Here is a 14,759-nt window from a genome sequence, read left to right on the forward strand (position 1 = left end):
ACACCGCCGAGCTGCTGGCGAGCGAGCTGGTCTCCAACGCCTACCGGCACGCGTACGGGCCCTGTGCCCTGCGGCTGCGGGCGATGGCGGCGGACGGCGGCCCTTCCCGTTCCCGTACCCGACCGCTCAGGCGGCGGGGGAGGAGCGCACCGGGTGCGTCACGCACCCGTGGTCCGCCAGCGAACACGGCCGCGGCGCCGGCGCCCGGTGGTCCACCTCGAACACCCCCATCAGCACCGGGTCCAGACAGGTGAACGACCGCAGCGCCGGCCGCGGCTCCGGCGTCCGCAGCAGCTCCAGGTACGCCGCCTCCGTCTCCGGCGCCGGATCGATGCCCAGCTCCTCCGCCAGCACCTCCCGCAACTGCTGGTAACTGCGCAGCGCCTCCGCCCGGTTCCCGGCCCGCGTGTGCGCCGCCATCCGGCAGCGGTAGGCACTCTCCCGGAACGGCGCCCGGCGCACCGCCTCCTCCGCGTACCGCAGCGCGTGGTGCTCGTCGCCCAGCGCCGAGGACGCCAGGCTCGCCGTCTCCAGCGCCTTCAGCCGCAGCTCCTCCAGCTGCTCGCGCATCGCGTTGACCCACTCGCCCTCGTGCGAGGGCAGGAACGAGCCCCGCAGGTTGGACACCGCGCCGGCCGCCAGCTGCTGGGCCACCGCGAAGGCGCCCTCCGCGTACGCCTCCGACGCCTCGGCCACCGCGATCTCCGCGCACTCCACGTCCACGGCCGCGTCCTGCGGGATCCGCAGCAGATAGCGGCCGCTCTGCGCGACCAGCGGAATCACCCCCGGCTGGTCCTGCGGCGTGGAGACGAACGTACGCACCCGGCTCACCAGGCTCCGCAGCGCCGACGCCCAGGTGTCCGGCAGCCCCTCGGGCCACACGGTTTCGGCCAGCTGGTCGCGGTCCGTTCCCCCGTCGCGCTCGATCAGCAGCCGGGCGAACGCCACCTGCGCCTGGGCGCTGGAGAGGTGCTGCGGCGCTGCTCCGTCCGGCTCGATCGTGACAAGCCCTATCAGTCTGATCAGCACTATGCACTCTCCGAAACGGTCGGCTTCCGGCCGTGTCCCCCTAGTTCGTGCGATTCAGAGGATACCGGCGGGCCGTCTCCGCATGTCAACAGCGGTCGGCAAACATTTCCCCGCGAATGAAACCCCAGGCCCGGGCGGCCCCTTTACCTCTTCGCGTACTGCTGTAGCCCCGCTGTGGTTCCACTGTGGCCCCGCTCTTGCGCCGCTATTGCGCCCCAGGAGCCTTAATGGAATTCCACTAGAGCCCCGCCGGAACAACGGCGGAGCACAGAGGGAGTTCCGGGTCCGCCGGACGATCGCGAACGAGGAGAAGAACGTGAACGCATCCGCTGCCTGGAGCCGACTCGAGCCGAAGCTGGCCTACTTCAGGGACCGCGTCCAGTCCCTGGAATACGAGCCCAACCGCAAGAACAGCTTCGTCGCCTACACCGTCGAGCGCGACTCCGCCTACGCGGACCAGGACGGCCAGCGCCTCCTCATGATGTCCGGCTACAGCTACCTCGGCCTCGCCGGCGACGAACGCGTCGTCTCGGCCGCCAAGGCCGCCGTCGACCGCTACGGCACCGGAAACCACGGAGTGCGCGCCCTCGCCGGCTCCACCCCCCTGCACGAGGAACTGGAAGCCGAGGTCGCCAAGTTCGCCGGCCGCCAGCAGGCCCTCGTCTTCGGCTCCGGCTACGCCGCGAACGTCGGCACCGTCGGCGCCCTGGTCGGCCCCGGCGACACCGTCTTCATCGACAAGTACGACCACGCCAGCATCGTCGACGGCTGCAAGCTCTCCGGCGCCACCGTCACCCGCTTCCGCCACAACGACGTCGCCCACCTCGAGCGCCGCCTGGCCGCCGCCCCCGACACCGGAGTGCGCCTGGTCATCGTCGACAGCGTCTACTCCATGGACGGCGACATCGCCCCCCTCGTCGACCTCCGCACGGTCTGCGACGCCCACAACGCCCTGCTGATGGTCGACGAGGCCCACGCGCTCGGCGTCATCGGCGCCACCGGCAAGGGCATCGAGGAGCACTTCGACTACGAGGTCAAGGTCGACGTCAAACTCGGCACCCTCTCCAAGGCCATCCCCTCCATGGGCGGCTGGGTCGCCGGCTCCGCCGAACTCATCCACCACCTCAAGTACGCCGCCCGCCCCTTCCTCTTCTCCGCCGCCCTGGGCCCCGCCCAGTCCGCCGCCGCCCTGGAGTCCCTGCGGATCCTGCAGCGCGAGCCCGAGCGCGTGGAGTTCATCCAGCGCGAGTCCGAGCGCTTCCGCACCACCCTCCACGACGCCGGCATCAGCACCGTCGACAGCGAGACCGCCGTCGTCCCCGTCATCGCCGGCTCCGACACCGCCGCCTACGACTACGCCACCGTCTGCCGCAAGAACGGCGTCATCGGCCTCCCCGTCGTCACCCCGGCCGTCCCCAACGACCTGGCCCGCCTGCGCATCGCGATCACCGCCGCCCACACCAAGGCCGACCTCGAGTTCGCCGCCGAGGCTTTCATCGCCTCGGCACGCGAGTGCCGCATCATCTGACGCCCCCACGACGACCCCACCCACCCAAGGGAGCACACATGCCTGGACCGTCCAGGGGCAGTTCGGCGCGGCCGCCCGTAGCCATCACCGGCATGGGCGTGGTCACCCCCGGCGGGTGCACCCCCGACGACCTGTGGGACACGCTGCGGGCCGGCCGGTCCACCGCCGCCACCCTCACCCACTTCGACCTCAGCCGCCACCGCGTCCGCATCGGCTGCCGCGTCCGCGGCCTGGACGGCCTCGCCGGCCTCGTCCCCGCCAAGGAAGCCCGCCGGATGGACCCCTTCGCCCACTACGGCACCGCCGCCGCCCTCGCCGCCCACCGCGACGCCGGCTCACCCACCGCCGAAGCCGGCCGCACCGCCATCGTCGTCGGCAACGCGGTCGGCGGCCGCGCCACCAGCGACCTGGAGTCCGCCCACTTCACCGAAGGCGGCCCCGCCCGCGTCAACCCGCTGATGCCGCTGATGACGATGCCCAACGCGGCCGCCGCCCACATCGCCATCCGCCTCGGCTGGACCGGCCCCGCCCTGACCGTCGCCAACACCTGCGCCAGCGGCGCCGACGCCATCGGCCACGCCCTGATGCTCCTGCAGACCCACCGCGCCGACCTCGTCATCGCCGGCGGCGCCGAACACACCCTCACCCCCGTCACCCTGGCCGGCTTCGGCAACCTCAACGCCGTCTCCTTCCGCAACGACGACCCCGAACACGCCTCACGCCCCTTCGACAAGGACCGCGACGGATTCGTCATGGGGGAGGGCGCCGGATTCGTCGTCCTGGAACGCCTGGACGACGCCCGCGCCCGCGGCGCCACCACCTACGGCCTGGTCGCCGGATACGCCGCCACCGCCGACGCCCACCACCTCGCCATGCCGCTGCCCGACGGCGCGGGCGCCGCCGCCGCCATGGCCGGAGCCATCGCCGACGCCGGACTCGACGCCCACGACATCGTCCACGTCAACGCCCACGGCACCTCCACCCCCCACAACGACCGCTCCGAAGCCGCCGCCCTCACCAAGGTCTTCGGCACCGCCCAGCCGCCCGTCACCGCCCCCAAGTCGGTCATCGGCCACCTCATCGGCGCCGCCGGCGCCGTCGAACTCATCGCCACCGTGCAGGCCATGCGGCACTGCGAGGTACCGCCCACCGCCAACCACGAACAGCTGGAGCCAGGAATGCACATCGACGTCGTCCACGGCACCCCCCGCGCCGTGCGCCCCGGGCCCGCGATCACGAACTCCTTCGGGTTCGGCGGCCACAACTCCTCCGTGGTGGTGGTCCCCGCATGACGCTCCTCACGCTCCCCTCCCCGGTCCGCACCCTGACCGTCACCGAACCGCAGATCACCGACTACCGCGGCGCCGCCCGGCCCGGCCTGCCCACCGCCCGCCCCGGCCAGGCCTCACCCGTCCACACCTTCGTCCTGGCCCACACCCTCGCCGAACAGACCGTCGCCGCCCTCACCGCCGGCGAACCCGGACCCGTCTCCGTGGTCCACCTCGGCCAGGACATCCGCACCCAGCGCCCCGTCCGCCCCGGCGAGGAGGTCACCGCCCGCCTCGACGTCGCCGGCATCCGCAAGGAACCCCGCGGCGCCCGCATCGCCCTGCGGATCCGCCTCACCGGCGAGGACGGCCCCGAACCCTTCGCCGAACTCCTCATCTCCGCCCTCCTCGTCGGCGCCACCACCCTGGAACCCTTCGGCGACATCACCGGCGCCGCCCCGCCGGCCCCCGCCCCCGACGGCACCGGCACCCCCCACAGCGCCGTACACGCCCTGACCACCGACTGGATCAGCACCTACGCCCACGCCTCCGGCGACCTCAACCCCATCCACCTCGACGCCCGCGCCGCCCGCGCCGCCGGCTTCGACACCGTCATCGCCCACGGCATGAGCGTCGTCGCCCTCGCCGTCGAGGAAGCCGCCGACCGCTTCGCCGACGGCGACTCCGCCCGCGTCCGCGGCCTCGGCTGCCGCTTCTCCGCCCCCGTACCCCCCGGCGTCCCCCTGGAGATCACCCTCCAGCCCGACGCCGCGGCCCGCGTCATCCGCTTCACCTGCAAGACCCCCGCCGGCACCGCCGTCAAGAGCGGCTGGATCGAGCTCGCCCAGCCCGCCCGCCCCCAGGGAGGCGACCACCCGTGACCACCACCCCGGCCGTCGAACTCGGCCTCCTCGGCGGATTCCTCACCCAGGTCCGCGACCGCCCCCACGCCACCGCGCTCCTCTTCAACGGCGAGGAGACCACCTACCGCGCCCTGTACGAACTCGCCGGCCGCGAACGCGAACGCCTCGCCCGCCTGGGCCTGCCCCCGCACACCCCCGTCGGCATCCTCGCCGACAAGTCCCCGGCCACCGTCGCGCTCGTCCTGGCCTGCCTCCTCGCCCACCGGCCCCTGCTCCTGCCCTCACCCGCCCTCGCCGACACCCTCCTCGCCGACCTCTTCGCCCAGGCAGGCGTCGCCCACGTCCTGGCCCCCGGCGGAACACCCGCCCGCCTGGCCCCCAGCCCCCACACCCCCGCCCAGCCGCTCCCCGCCGACGAGGCCGCCGACACGGCCCTCATGCTCACCACCTCCGGCTCCACCAGCCTCCCCAAGATCGTCCCGCTGGGCCTGGACGCCATCGACCGCTTCACCCGCTGGGCCGGCCACGCCTTCGACATCGGCCCCGGCCGCACCGTCCTGAACTACGCCCCCCTCAACTTCGACCTCTGCCTCCTGGACGTGTGGACCACCCTGGCCCGCGGCGGACGCGTCGTCCTCGTCGACCCCGCCCTCGCCGCCCACGGCCGCCACCTGCGCGACCTGGTCCTGCGCCACGACGTCGACCTCGTCCAGGCCGTCCCCATGGCCTTCGGACTCCTCCAGGACGCCGCCGCCAAGACCGCCGACACCTTCCCCGGCGTCGAGCACGTCGTGTTCACCGGCGACGCCATCCCCGACCGCACCCTCGCCGCCCTGCCCGTCCTCTTCCCCACCGCCCGCATCCACAACATCTACGGCTGCACCGAGACCAACGACAGCTTCATCCACGAACTCGACACCACCACCACCCCCTTCCCGCCCGTCCCCATCGGCCACCCCCTGCCCGGGGTCCACGCCCTCGTCCTGGACCCCGACACCCGCCGGCCCGTCGAAGGACCCGGCAGCGGAGAGCTCTACGTCTCCACCCCCTTCCAGACCCGCGGCTACCTCGACCGCACCCGCCACGCCGACAAGTTCACCGCCCACCCCCTCGGCCTCGACGACCGCCGCTGGTTCCGCACCGGCGACCTCGTACGCCGCGACGCCACCGGCACCCTGCACCTGACCGGACGCACCGACTTCCAGGTCAAGGTCCGCGGAGTCGCCGTCAACACCGCCGAGATCGAACGCGTCCTGCAGGAACACCCCGACGTCCTGGAAGCCGGCGTCGCCGCCCTCCCCGACCCCATCGCCGGACGCAAACTCATCGCCGGCGTCCAGCGCGCCCCCGGCTCCACCCTCACCGGCCTGCAACTGCGCACCCACTGCGCCCGCCACCTGCCCCGGGCCGCCGTACCCCACCAGCTCACCCTCACCGACACCCCCCTGCCCAAGACCGCCACCGGCAAAGTCGACCGCAGAGCCCTCGACCGCCTCGACCAGCTCACCACCACCGCACACGCCACCGCACCCGCCGCACCTCTCGCCGAAGGAATCCCGTCATGAGCAACGTCACCACCATCAAGAACTTCGTCATCACCGAGTTCCTCCCCGGCACCCCGGCCGGCGAACTCGCCGTCGACCACGACCTCCTCAACGACGGCGTCATCGACAGCCTCGGCGTCCTCAAGCTCATCGCCTGGGTCGAGGACCGCTTCGAACTCGCCATCGGCGACGCCGACCTGGACCCCAACAACTTCCGCAGCGTCGAGGCCATCGACACCTTCATCGCCGACTCCCGCCGCACGGCGGCCGCCTAGAACCACCCCCCGGCCACCGCCCCCGGCCACCGCCCCCGGCAGCACCGCACCACCCCGCCCACCACCGCACCACCCCGACGCAGACGAGACGGAGAGCGACCGTGCACGACGCACTCACCACCCTGCTGGAACAGCGGGCCCCGGTCGGCCGGGAGACCTGGCGGTCCTGGTGGGACCAGCTCGGCGACGGCACCCTCGACCGGGCCCAGGTCCTCGCCCTGCTGGCCTCCCTGACCAGCCGCCTGCCCGACCACCAGACCCTGCGCCACCTCCTGGACTCCCTCGCCGAGCGCAGACCCGCCCCGGCGGCCACCACCCCCTGGGAGAACACCGTCAACGTCGTCGGCACCGGCGGCGGACCCCGCACCTTCAACATCTCCACCGCCTCGGCGTTCGTCGCCGCCGCCGCCGGCGTCAACGTCGTCAAGACCGGATCCCGCGCCTACACCAGCTCGCTCGGCTCCGTCGACCTCCTGGAACGGCTCGGCATCCGCCTCACCTCCTCCCACACCCACACCGAGGACACCCTCGCCGCCCACGGCCTCGCCTTCGCCGGCCCCTACGTCTACCCCGCCCAGCTCACCCGCCTCGCCCGCACCACCGCCCCGCTGAGCATGAAACCCTTCGGCCGGTTCCTCAACGCACTGGGCCCCTTCCTCGCCGAACTCCCCGTCACCGCCCAGCTCACCGGCGTCTGCGCGGCCGCCCCCCTGGACACCCTGCGGGAACTCGCCGCGACCACCACCACCCGCCGCATCTGGCTCGCCACCAACGACACCGGAGCCGACGAACTCCTGCCCTTCGCCACCAACACCATCCACACCGAAACCGGCCACACCCGCACCATCCGCCCCGGCGAACTCACCCCCGCCGACGGCTCCTTCGCAGACCTGCGCCCCGCCACCGACCCCACCGGCGCCGCCGCGCACTTCCGCTCCGTCCTCGCCGGCACCGCCGGCCGGGTCGCCACCCGCACCGTCAGCCTCGGCGCCGCCGCCCTCATCGTCGCCTCCGGCACCCGCCGCGACTGGCCCTCCGCGGTCTCCCTCGCCGAGGACGCCGTCCGCTCCGGCGCCGCCCACGACCTCGCCCGCCGCCTCGCCGCCACCCCCGCCCCCCGCACCCTGGCGGCAGCCCGTGCCTGATACCACCGCCACCCGCGCCCCCGCCCCCTTCTTCCCCCGGCGCACCCCCGGCCGGGAACCCGGACTCGCCCTCTTCCTCAACGCCGGCGACCCGCCCCTGCCCGTCCTGCGCGACCTGGTCCTCATGCTCGACCAGGAGAAGGTCGACTGCCTCGAACTCGCCGTCCCCTTCCCCGACTCCGTCACCGACGGCCCCGTCATCCAGCGCTCGGCACGCCGCGCCCTGGACCGCGGCGGCGCCGGCCTGGACGACGTACTCGCCTTCATCGCCGACGTACGCCCCCACCTGACCCACCTGCGGATCGCGCTGCTCGCCGACTGGAGCCACTCCCTCAAACACCGCGACCTCGCCGACGCCACCCGCGACATCGCCGCCGCCGGCGCCGACGGACTCCTCATCCACGCCCTGCCCCCACGACTGCGCCAGAGCCACCTGGAGACCGCCGCCGCCGCAGGACTGCCCGTCGTCACCACCTGCTACACCAAGAGCCCGCCCGACACCCAGGCCCAGGCCGCCGCACACGCCTCCGCCTACCTCTACCTCGTCGCCCACTACGGCCGCAGCGGCACCGCACCCGCCACCGGACACGCCGCGCTCGCCCAGGCCGTCACCGCACTGCGGGCCCACACCGCCTCCCCGATCGCCGTCGGCTTCGGGGTCAGCACACGGCAGGACGTCCAGGCCGTCGGCGCCGCCGGCGCCGACGCCGCGATCATCGGCTCCGCCGCCGTCGCCGCCGTCGAACGCGCCCAGGAAGCCGGACACGACGTGACCGAAGCCTTCCGCGCCTTCGTCCGCTCGGTCCTGCCCCCCACACCGCACCACCCCTCCTGACCCACCCGCACCCACCCGCACCCGCCCCGCCCGCACCACCCAGGAGCTCCACCCCTCATCCGGAACATCCGCGCACCACCCTCACACCGGGAGACCGCCATGATCGTTCGCGACATCGAGTCCGTGAAGACCGTCGAGTGGGGCAACGGCCTCAGCCGCCGCTTCCTCCTCGCCGAAGACGGCCTGGGCTACTCGCTCACCGACACCACCGTCCTGGCCGGCACCAAGTCCCGCCTGGAGTACGTCAACCACCTCGAGGCCTGCTACTGCATCGAGGGCTCCGGCGAGGTCATCGAACTCGACGGCACCTCCCACGAGATCGTCCCGGGCCGCATGTACGCCCTCGACCAGCACGACGCCCACTTCCTCGTCGCCAGCCCCCACGAGGACCTGCGCCTGGTCTGCGTCTTCTCGCCGGCCCTGCGCGGCGACGAGGTCCACAGCCTCGACGCCCACAGCTCCTCCGCCTACTGAGCCGCCCCACCCGGCGCCCCGGCGCCGCCAACCCGCCAGCAACCGACACAAAGGGGTCCGTCGTGATCCGTTGGAACGCCGACCAGGCAGATCTGCGCGAAGGCCTGGAGCGGTGGGGAGACGCACTCAGCGCAGACCACATCGAACTCGACGAGCAGTCCGCCTTCTCCGAGGACAAGTGGAAGCTCGTCCAGAAGACCGGAATCCTCTCCCTGCCCTTCCACGAGGACTACGGGGGCCTCGGGCAGTCCCTCCTCACCACCATGTACGTCCTGGAAGGACTCGGCGAGTACAACCGTGACGCCGGCCTGAGCTTCTCCGTCACCACCTCCATCTGCTCCACCGGCCTCCCCATCCAGCAGTTCGGCACCGTCGAACAGAAAGAGCGCTACCTGCCCCAGATCTGCTCCGGCGAGGCCATCGGCGCCCACGCCATCACCGAGGCCGAAGGCGGATCCGACGCCATGGCCATGACCACCAGGGCCGTCCGCGACGGAGACGACTTCGTCATCAACGGCAGCAAGGTCTTCGTCACCAACGGACCGGTCGCCGACGTCATCGTCCTCTACGCCCGCACCCACCCCGACGGAGGCCCCCTGGGCACCACCGCCTTCCTGGTGGACCGCAACACCCCCGGAGTGAGCGCCGGCCGCCCCATCAAGAAGATGGGACTGCGGACCTCCCCCCTGAGCGAACTGTTCTTCGACGACGTACGGGTCCCCAGGACCGCCGTCCTGGGCCGCGTCGGAGGCGGATTCCTCATCCTGGACCACGTGATGAAACGGGAGATCCTCCTCTCCTTCATCGTCAACGTGGGCGAGATGCAGCACCGGCTGCAACGCTGCGTCGACTACGCCAAGACCCGCACCTCCTTCGGAAAGGCGATCGGTTCGTACCAGACGATCGCCAACAAGATCGTCGACACGAAGATCCAGCTGGAAACCGCCCGCAAATGGCTCTACGACACCGGCGAGAAACTGGAAGCCGGCGAGAACATCACCGCCGACCTCGCCATCGCCAAGATCGTCACCAGCGAGTCCAACCTCGCCACCAGCCTCACCGCCGTACAGATCTTCGGCGGCCACGGCTACATGTCGGAATCCGGCCTGGAACAGGACGTGCGCAACGCCGTCGGCGGCACGATCTACTCCGGATCCAACGAGATCCAGTACAACCGCATCGCCTCCACCCTGGGACTCGGCAAGTGAGCACACACCCCCTGTCCCGGACACTGCTGAAGGTCTGCGGGGCCACCACCCCGCACGACATCGAGGCGGCGGCGGCCGCCGGGGCGGACTGCGTCGGCCTCTGGCACGGCGTACCCGGCGGCCCGTCCGAGCTGGAACCGAACGCGGTCGCCGCCCTCGCGGCGGCGGCCCGTTCGGCCGGCCTCCTGCCGGTCCTGGTGACCTTCCTCGCCGACGCCGCACACCTCGCACACCTCGTGCGGGCCACCGGCGCCGGCTGGGTCCAGCTCCACGCCTACCAGCCCCCCGCCACCGTACGGGCCCTGCGCGAAGCCCTCCCCCCGGACACCGGAATCGTCAAGGTCCTCCACGTCCAGGAAGACGGCAGCTGCGTGGAACGCCCCCTGATCGGCGCCTACGACCGCGCCGGCACCGACCTCTTCCTCCTCGACACCGCCACCCGCGACGGCCGCATCGGCAGCACCGGCCGCACCCTGGACCCGGCCCGCCTGACCGCCCTCCTGCCCCGCCTGACCCGCCCCTTCCTCCTGGCCGGCGGCCTCACCCCGGCCCACCGCCCCGCCTACGAAGACATCGTGCGCCACCCCGGCTACCGCGGCATCGACGTCGACACCGCCGCCCGCGACCACACCACCGGCGCCTTCGGCATCCCCGAGATCACCGCCCTCGCCCGCGCCTGGCGCACCGCCGCCGCCACCCCCGACCTGGAGCTGTCGCGATGACCAAGCAGAACCGGACCGGCTTCCCTTTTCTCGAGGCCCTCCTGGCCTCCCCGGCCCCCGTGGTGATGGAAGTCAAACGACGCGACGCCCACGGCTACGACATGCTCGGCGGCCGCACCCCCGCCGCGATCATCGGCGCCTACGAAACCGCCGGCGCCCCCTGCGTCTCCGTCGTCACCGGCCGCTGGTTCGGCGGCTCACCCGCCCTCCTGCGCGACGTCGCCGCCCTCACCGGCCTCCCGATCCTCCAGAAGGACTTCATCACCCGCAAGGACCAGATCCACACCGCCCGCGAACTCGGCGCCTCCGCCGTCCTGCTCACCGCCGCCCTCCTGCCCGCCTCCAGCATGCGCACCCTGGTCACCGAATGCCTCCGCACCGGCCTGACCCCCTTCGTCGAGATCACCCAGGAATCCGAACTCGACTCCCTCCACCACCCCCAGGAGTGTGTGATCGCCGTCAACAACAAAGACATCAAGACCCGCGAACGCGGCGCCGGCGACCTCGGCCGCTCCCTGGACCTCCTGCCCGCCCTCCAGGCCGCGGGCACCGCCTGCCCCGTCAGCGCCAGCGGCATCGACAGCCCCGAAACCGCCGCCGGACTCCTCGACGCCGGCTTCCGCGGCCTCCTCGTCGGCACCTCCCTGCTGCGCACCGGATCACCCGCCCAGTGGGTCGACGCGATGGCGGGCGCCCGCCGAGGGCTGGCCGTCCGGTGAACCGCCCCCCCACCGTCCGCCCCCACACGCTCCACGCGGCGGGCATCGAACTGTCGGCGCTCCTGGCACTCCCCGCCACCCCGCCCCGCTCCACCGTCCTGGCCATCCACGGCCGGGGCATGCGGGCCGCGTACTGGAACTCCTTCATCCCCCTGGCCACCGCCGCCGGCCACGCCGTCCTGGCCGTGGACCGCCCCGGCTACGGCGCCTCCGCCCGCCACCTGCCCGAAGGCCAGACCCTCGCCGAGCAGGCCGAGACCCTCCACGCCGCCCTCAAGGAACACGCCCGCACCCGCGACACCGGCGCCGGCTTCCACCTCCTGGGCCACTCCGACGGCGGCAAGGTCGCCCTGCACACCGCCGCGACCGCCGGCGGCGCCGTACCCCTGCTGGGCCTGGACACCTCCGGCACCGGCTACCAGTACGACCCCCAGGCCCTGCACTTCCCCTCGACCCTGGGCGGCGGCGCCACCAAACTCAACTGGGGCCCCCTGCACCTCTACCCCCGCGGCACCTTCCAGGCCAGCCGCGCCCTCCTCGCCCCCACCCCGCCCCGCGAATCGGCGGAAACCATCCACTGGCCCCGCCAGTTCGAAACCCTCGCCCCCGACGTCCGCATCCCCGTCCGCCTCACCTTCGCCGAACACGAAGCCTGGTGGCACCTGGACGACACCACCCTGACGGCGATGACCTCCCGCCTCACCCGCTCCCCGTCCGTCACCGTCGACCACCTCCCCGCCGCCGGCCACAACATCAGCCTGGGCCACACCGCCGGCACCTACCACCAGCGCGCCCTGGCCTTCCTCCAAGACCTCCTCCCGCCCGCCACGACGGCCCACCGGGCCGCCACGACGAACTGACCGCACCCCGTGGAGCGGGTACGGCCAGTTCGTCGGTCACCCCAGCGGGGGAGCGGGGGCGGGAGCGGTCACACCGCCACCACCCGGCTCACCAGCTGGTCCCGGATCCGCGACGGGATCCCCGGCGCGAAACGCTGCAGGTAGTGGTCCAGATGCGAGTCGTCACCCACCAGGAACGGCAGGTCGAACACCAGCAGCTTGCGGACCGCCAGCAGCGGCAGCGGCGCCCGCAGCGGCCGGAACGCCTCGTTGTACAGGCCCGGCTCCTCACACACCGGATGGAACTGACCGATCATCAGCCCCTCCGCGACGAACTCGTCCTTCGCCTTGCGCTGCAGCTCGTCCAGCTCCACCGAGTCCGTCGGATCGAACCCCGGCAGGACCAGCAGGATCGTCAGCAGCTCGCGGTCCTCCGGAGACAAAGGCTCCGACAGGACCGCGTGGCGGGTCCGCAGCGAGTCCACCGCCAGCGCCAGGTTGTCGCAGTCCGCGGACGGCAGCGCCAGATGGAACAGCTCCTTGCGCAGCGAGGGCTGGGTGTACGGGCACACCGGGCCGGTGCGGCCCAGATCGGGGTGGCTGGACACCAGGAAGTCCCGGCTCCACAGCAGCACCTGTAACAGCGGGCCCAGGGCGTCGGCCGGGACGTCGCCCCGGGCCACCTCGCCGGTGGTCCAGGACCGGATCAGGTCGTCGCCCCTCATCGGGGATCCCTCCACATCGGTCGAAGGACGGGACCGCCGCCGGGCAGGACCAGGTCCCCGCCCAGGCGGCCGAAACCGGCCCGCAGGGTCGCGGCCTCACCCCCCGGCGAGCTGGCCTCGGTGTACAGGCCGACGCCCCGGGCGTCCGCACGGGCCGCCAGCACGCCCAGCAGCCCGGACATCAGACCGGACTGCTGGCGGCCGGCACGGACCGCCCCGAACGAGACGTAGTAGTGCGGAGCGTGCGGGTGGGCCTGCGCCTGAAGGGCGGCGATGGTCCGCAGGGCATCCGCGTGCCCGCCCAGGGCCGCGGCGAACGCCGCGTCCAGGGCGGCCTCGTCGGGCTCCGCACCGGGTGGCAGGAACAGCAGCACCGCATCGCCGTCGGGGCTGGTGAGGACCCCGCCGCAGGAGGCGGACAGTTCGACGAACACCCGGAAGAACCCCGGCAGCAGATCGGCTCTGCGGTGCTCGTCGGGGATCATCCAGCGGGTCAGCGCGTCCTCCTGGAAGGAGGACGCGAGAAGGGCGCACAGGCGGGTGACGTCCTCCCGGCCCAGCCGGCTCGCGGCGGGCGGGTCGGTCGGCGTCGGGGACGGCGCGGTCGGGGACAAGGCAGGACCTCCGGATCACAGGGCGGGAGACGGCAAAGGCAACGCGGAACGGAAACGGAAACGGACGAGGGGAGCGGGGACGGGGAAAGCCCAGGAGAAGCGGGGAACGGGGGGAGCGGGGAGCGGGGGAGCGGGGAGCGGGGGAGAACAGGGCACAGGACGGGGAAAGCCGGGAGAGACGGAACACGGAGCGGGACACAGCGGGGCACGAACCGGGACGGACTCAGGCCGCGGTGCGGCCCAGCGCGGACAGCTCCGCCACCCGGGCGTGCAGCACCGGCAGATAGTGCTCCGACTCCGGCTTGATCAGAACGCTGCGGATCACCCGCGCCGCCTCCGCGTCCCGCACCACACCCGGATGCCGCGCCGCGAACGCCTCCGCGTCCGCCCGCAGCACGCTCAGGAACACCGGATCCGACTCCGCCGTCATCCCGTCGCACAGCAGCCGGTCCGAGGCCGCGTCGATCGCGGACAGCGAACCGCCGGCCGCCACCGGGAAGTACGTCACGATGTCCAGGTCCGGCCGCTGGTACAGCTCCAGCGCGTCCGAGGACTCCAGCAGGTCCGCCCACCGCAGCGCGGCCCGCCGGTTCGCGGCCAGGATCCGCCCGAACCCGTCCACCGTCAGCGGCAGCAGCTGCAGCGTCAGCCACAGCCCGGCCGCCGCCGCACCCGCCCGCGAGCACTCCAGGCTGATCTCGCCCAGGTGCAGCTCCGCATCGGTGAAGTACGTGTACGGCGAATCGTGCGCGAAGTGCCGCCCGGCCCGCGGATCGGGAAACAGCACCGCCCCGCAGCCGTACGGCTGCAACCCCTGCTTGTGCGGGTCCACCACCACCGAGTCGCACTCGGCGATCGCCCGCCACGGGGCCGCGTCCAGACCCCCGGCACCCGCCCGGCCCAGGATCGCGTAGAACCCCCCGTACGCCGCGTCGACGTGCACCCGCGCCCCGTACCGGCGCGCCAGCGCC

16 protein-coding genes and 1 pseudogene are annotated in these 14,759 nt (G+C 72.9%); 13 read left to right on the plus strand and 4 right to left on the minus strand.

The genetic code is table 11. From position 1 onward, the window contains the following. Positions 1 to 104 (plus strand): annotated as a pseudogene (locus ABT106_RS26225) (ATP-binding protein); the annotation flags it as partial. A 22-nt stretch (positions 105 to 126) separates the two neighbouring features. Here ABT106_RS26225 and ABT106_RS26230 read toward each other — a convergent pair. Continuing rightward, positions 127 to 1,029: an AfsR/SARP family transcriptional regulator gene (locus ABT106_RS26230; RefSeq protein ID WP_351281894.1), complete on the minus strand. Its 903-nt coding sequence runs from the start codon at positions 1,027 to 1,029 to the stop codon at positions 127 to 129. Positions 1,030 to 1,345: 316 nt separating this feature from the next. Here ABT106_RS26230 and ABT106_RS26235 point away from each other — a divergent pair, with 316 nt between their 5' ends. The 12 genes from ABT106_RS26235 (at position 1,346) to ABT106_RS26290 (ending at position 12,470) form a co-directional block, all read left to right on the plus strand. Beyond that, positions 1,346 to 2,557, plus strand: a complete 1,212-nt coding sequence (locus ABT106_RS26235; RefSeq protein ID WP_351281895.1) for an aminotransferase class I/II-fold pyridoxal phosphate-dependent enzyme — start codon at positions 1,346 to 1,348, stop codon at positions 2,555 to 2,557. Positions 2,558 to 2,595: 38 nt separating this feature from the next. Next, positions 2,596 to 3,849, plus strand: coding sequence for a beta-ketoacyl-[acyl-carrier-protein] synthase family protein (locus ABT106_RS26240; RefSeq protein WP_351281898.1), 1,254 nt, complete (start codon positions 2,596 to 2,598; stop codon positions 3,847 to 3,849). Continuing rightward, positions 3,846 to 4,706, plus strand: coding sequence for a MaoC/PaaZ C-terminal domain-containing protein (locus ABT106_RS26245; RefSeq protein ID WP_351281901.1), 861 nt, complete (start codon positions 3,846 to 3,848; stop codon positions 4,704 to 4,706). Before ABT106_RS26240 ends, ABT106_RS26245 begins: the two co-directional genes overlap by 4 nt. Next, entirely contained in the window at positions 4,703 to 6,253 is a 1,551-nt protein-coding gene (locus tag ABT106_RS26250; RefSeq protein WP_351281904.1) for an AMP-binding protein, read from the plus strand. The genes ABT106_RS26245 and ABT106_RS26250 overlap by 4 nt, the downstream gene beginning before the upstream one ends. Next, positions 6,250 to 6,507 carry a phosphopantetheine-binding protein gene (locus ABT106_RS26255; RefSeq protein WP_351281907.1) on the plus strand — a complete coding sequence of 86 codons (258 nt, stop codon included), beginning with the start codon at positions 6,250 to 6,252 and terminating at the stop codon, positions 6,505 to 6,507. Before ABT106_RS26250 ends, ABT106_RS26255 begins: the two co-directional genes overlap by 4 nt. A 101-nt stretch (positions 6,508 to 6,608) precedes the next feature. Then, positions 6,609 to 7,652, plus strand: a complete 1,044-nt coding sequence (locus ABT106_RS26260) for a hypothetical protein (RefSeq protein WP_351281910.1) — start codon at positions 6,609 to 6,611, stop codon at positions 7,650 to 7,652. Then, the gene (gene trpA, locus ABT106_RS26265; RefSeq protein WP_351281912.1) at positions 7,645 to 8,487 is read left to right on the plus strand and encodes a tryptophan synthase subunit alpha; all 843 of its coding nucleotides are present in this window, start codon (positions 7,645 to 7,647) and stop codon (positions 8,485 to 8,487) included. Before ABT106_RS26260 ends, trpA begins: the two co-directional genes overlap by 8 nt. Positions 8,488 to 8,586: 99 nt before the next feature. Further along, positions 8,587 to 8,961: an ectoine synthase gene (locus tag ABT106_RS26270; RefSeq protein ID WP_030721055.1), complete on the plus strand. Its 375-nt coding sequence runs from the start codon at positions 8,587 to 8,589 to the stop codon at positions 8,959 to 8,961. 62 nt (positions 8,962 to 9,023) lie between these two features. Then, the gene (locus ABT106_RS26275) at positions 9,024 to 10,169 is read left to right on the plus strand and encodes an acyl-CoA dehydrogenase family protein (protein WP_351281915.1); all 1,146 of its coding nucleotides are present in this window, start codon (positions 9,024 to 9,026) and stop codon (positions 10,167 to 10,169) included. After that, on the plus strand, positions 10,166 to 10,891 hold the full coding sequence (locus tag ABT106_RS26280; RefSeq protein ID WP_351281918.1) for a phosphoribosylanthranilate isomerase: 726 nt from the start codon (positions 10,166 to 10,168) through the stop codon (positions 10,889 to 10,891). Before ABT106_RS26275 ends, ABT106_RS26280 begins: the two co-directional genes overlap by 4 nt. Then, on the plus strand, positions 10,888 to 11,610 hold the full coding sequence (locus tag ABT106_RS26285; RefSeq protein ID WP_267726626.1) for a beta/alpha barrel domain-containing protein: 723 nt from the start codon (positions 10,888 to 10,890) through the stop codon (positions 11,608 to 11,610). The genes ABT106_RS26280 and ABT106_RS26285 overlap by 4 nt, the downstream gene beginning before the upstream one ends. Beyond that, positions 11,607 to 12,470, plus strand: a complete 864-nt coding sequence (locus ABT106_RS26290) for an alpha/beta hydrolase (RefSeq protein ID WP_351281921.1) — start codon at positions 11,607 to 11,609, stop codon at positions 12,468 to 12,470. Before ABT106_RS26285 ends, ABT106_RS26290 begins: the two co-directional genes overlap by 4 nt. 68 nt (positions 12,471 to 12,538) lie before the next feature. Here the strand turns inward: ABT106_RS26290 and ABT106_RS26295 are convergent, their stop codons facing one another. From ABT106_RS26295 to ABT106_RS26305, 3 genes are all read right to left on the minus strand, one after another. Next, positions 12,539 to 13,174 (minus strand): DUF6875 domain-containing protein, encoded by a 636-nt coding sequence (locus ABT106_RS26295; protein WP_351281923.1) that lies wholly within the window; start codon positions 13,172 to 13,174, stop codon positions 12,539 to 12,541. Further along, complete coding sequence (locus ABT106_RS26300) at positions 13,171 to 13,788, minus strand: hypothetical protein (RefSeq protein WP_351281926.1); 618 nt, start codon at positions 13,786 to 13,788, stop codon at positions 13,171 to 13,173. Before ABT106_RS26300 ends, ABT106_RS26295 begins: the two co-directional genes overlap by 4 nt. A 223-nt stretch (positions 13,789 to 14,011) precedes the next feature. Beyond that, a partial coding sequence (locus ABT106_RS26305; RefSeq protein ID WP_351281929.1) for a pyridoxal-dependent decarboxylase occupies positions 14,012 to 14,759 on the minus strand: 748 nt, incomplete at its 5' end.

It is taken from the genome of Streptomyces sp. NPDC002044, from assembly GCF_040296725.1.
GTDB lineage: Bacteria > Actinomycetota > Actinomycetes > Streptomycetales > Streptomycetaceae > Streptomyces > Streptomyces antarcticus.

Excerpts from the sequence above, each read along its gene's own strand:
- ABT106_RS26240 (WP_351281898.1), top strand. The coding sequence starts at position 2,596 with ATGCCTGGACCGTCCAGGGGCAGTTCGGCGCGGCCGCCCGTAGCCATC.
- ABT106_RS26245 (WP_351281901.1), top strand. The coding sequence starts at position 3,846 with ATGACGCTCCTCACGCTCCCCTCCCCGGTCCGCACCCTGACCGTCACC.
- ABT106_RS26255 (WP_351281907.1), top strand. The coding sequence starts at position 6,250 with ATGAGCAACGTCACCACCATCAAGAACTTCGTCATCACCGAGTTCCTC.
- ABT106_RS26270 (WP_030721055.1), top strand. The coding sequence starts at position 8,587 with ATGATCGTTCGCGACATCGAGTCCGTGAAGACCGTCGAGTGGGGCAAC.
- ABT106_RS26285 (WP_267726626.1), top strand. The coding sequence starts at position 10,888 with ATGACCAAGCAGAACCGGACCGGCTTCCCTTTTCTCGAGGCCCTCCTG.
- ABT106_RS26295 (WP_351281923.1), bottom strand. The coding sequence starts at position 13,174 with ATGAGGGGCGACGACCTGATCCGGTCCTGGACCACCGGCGAGGTGGCC.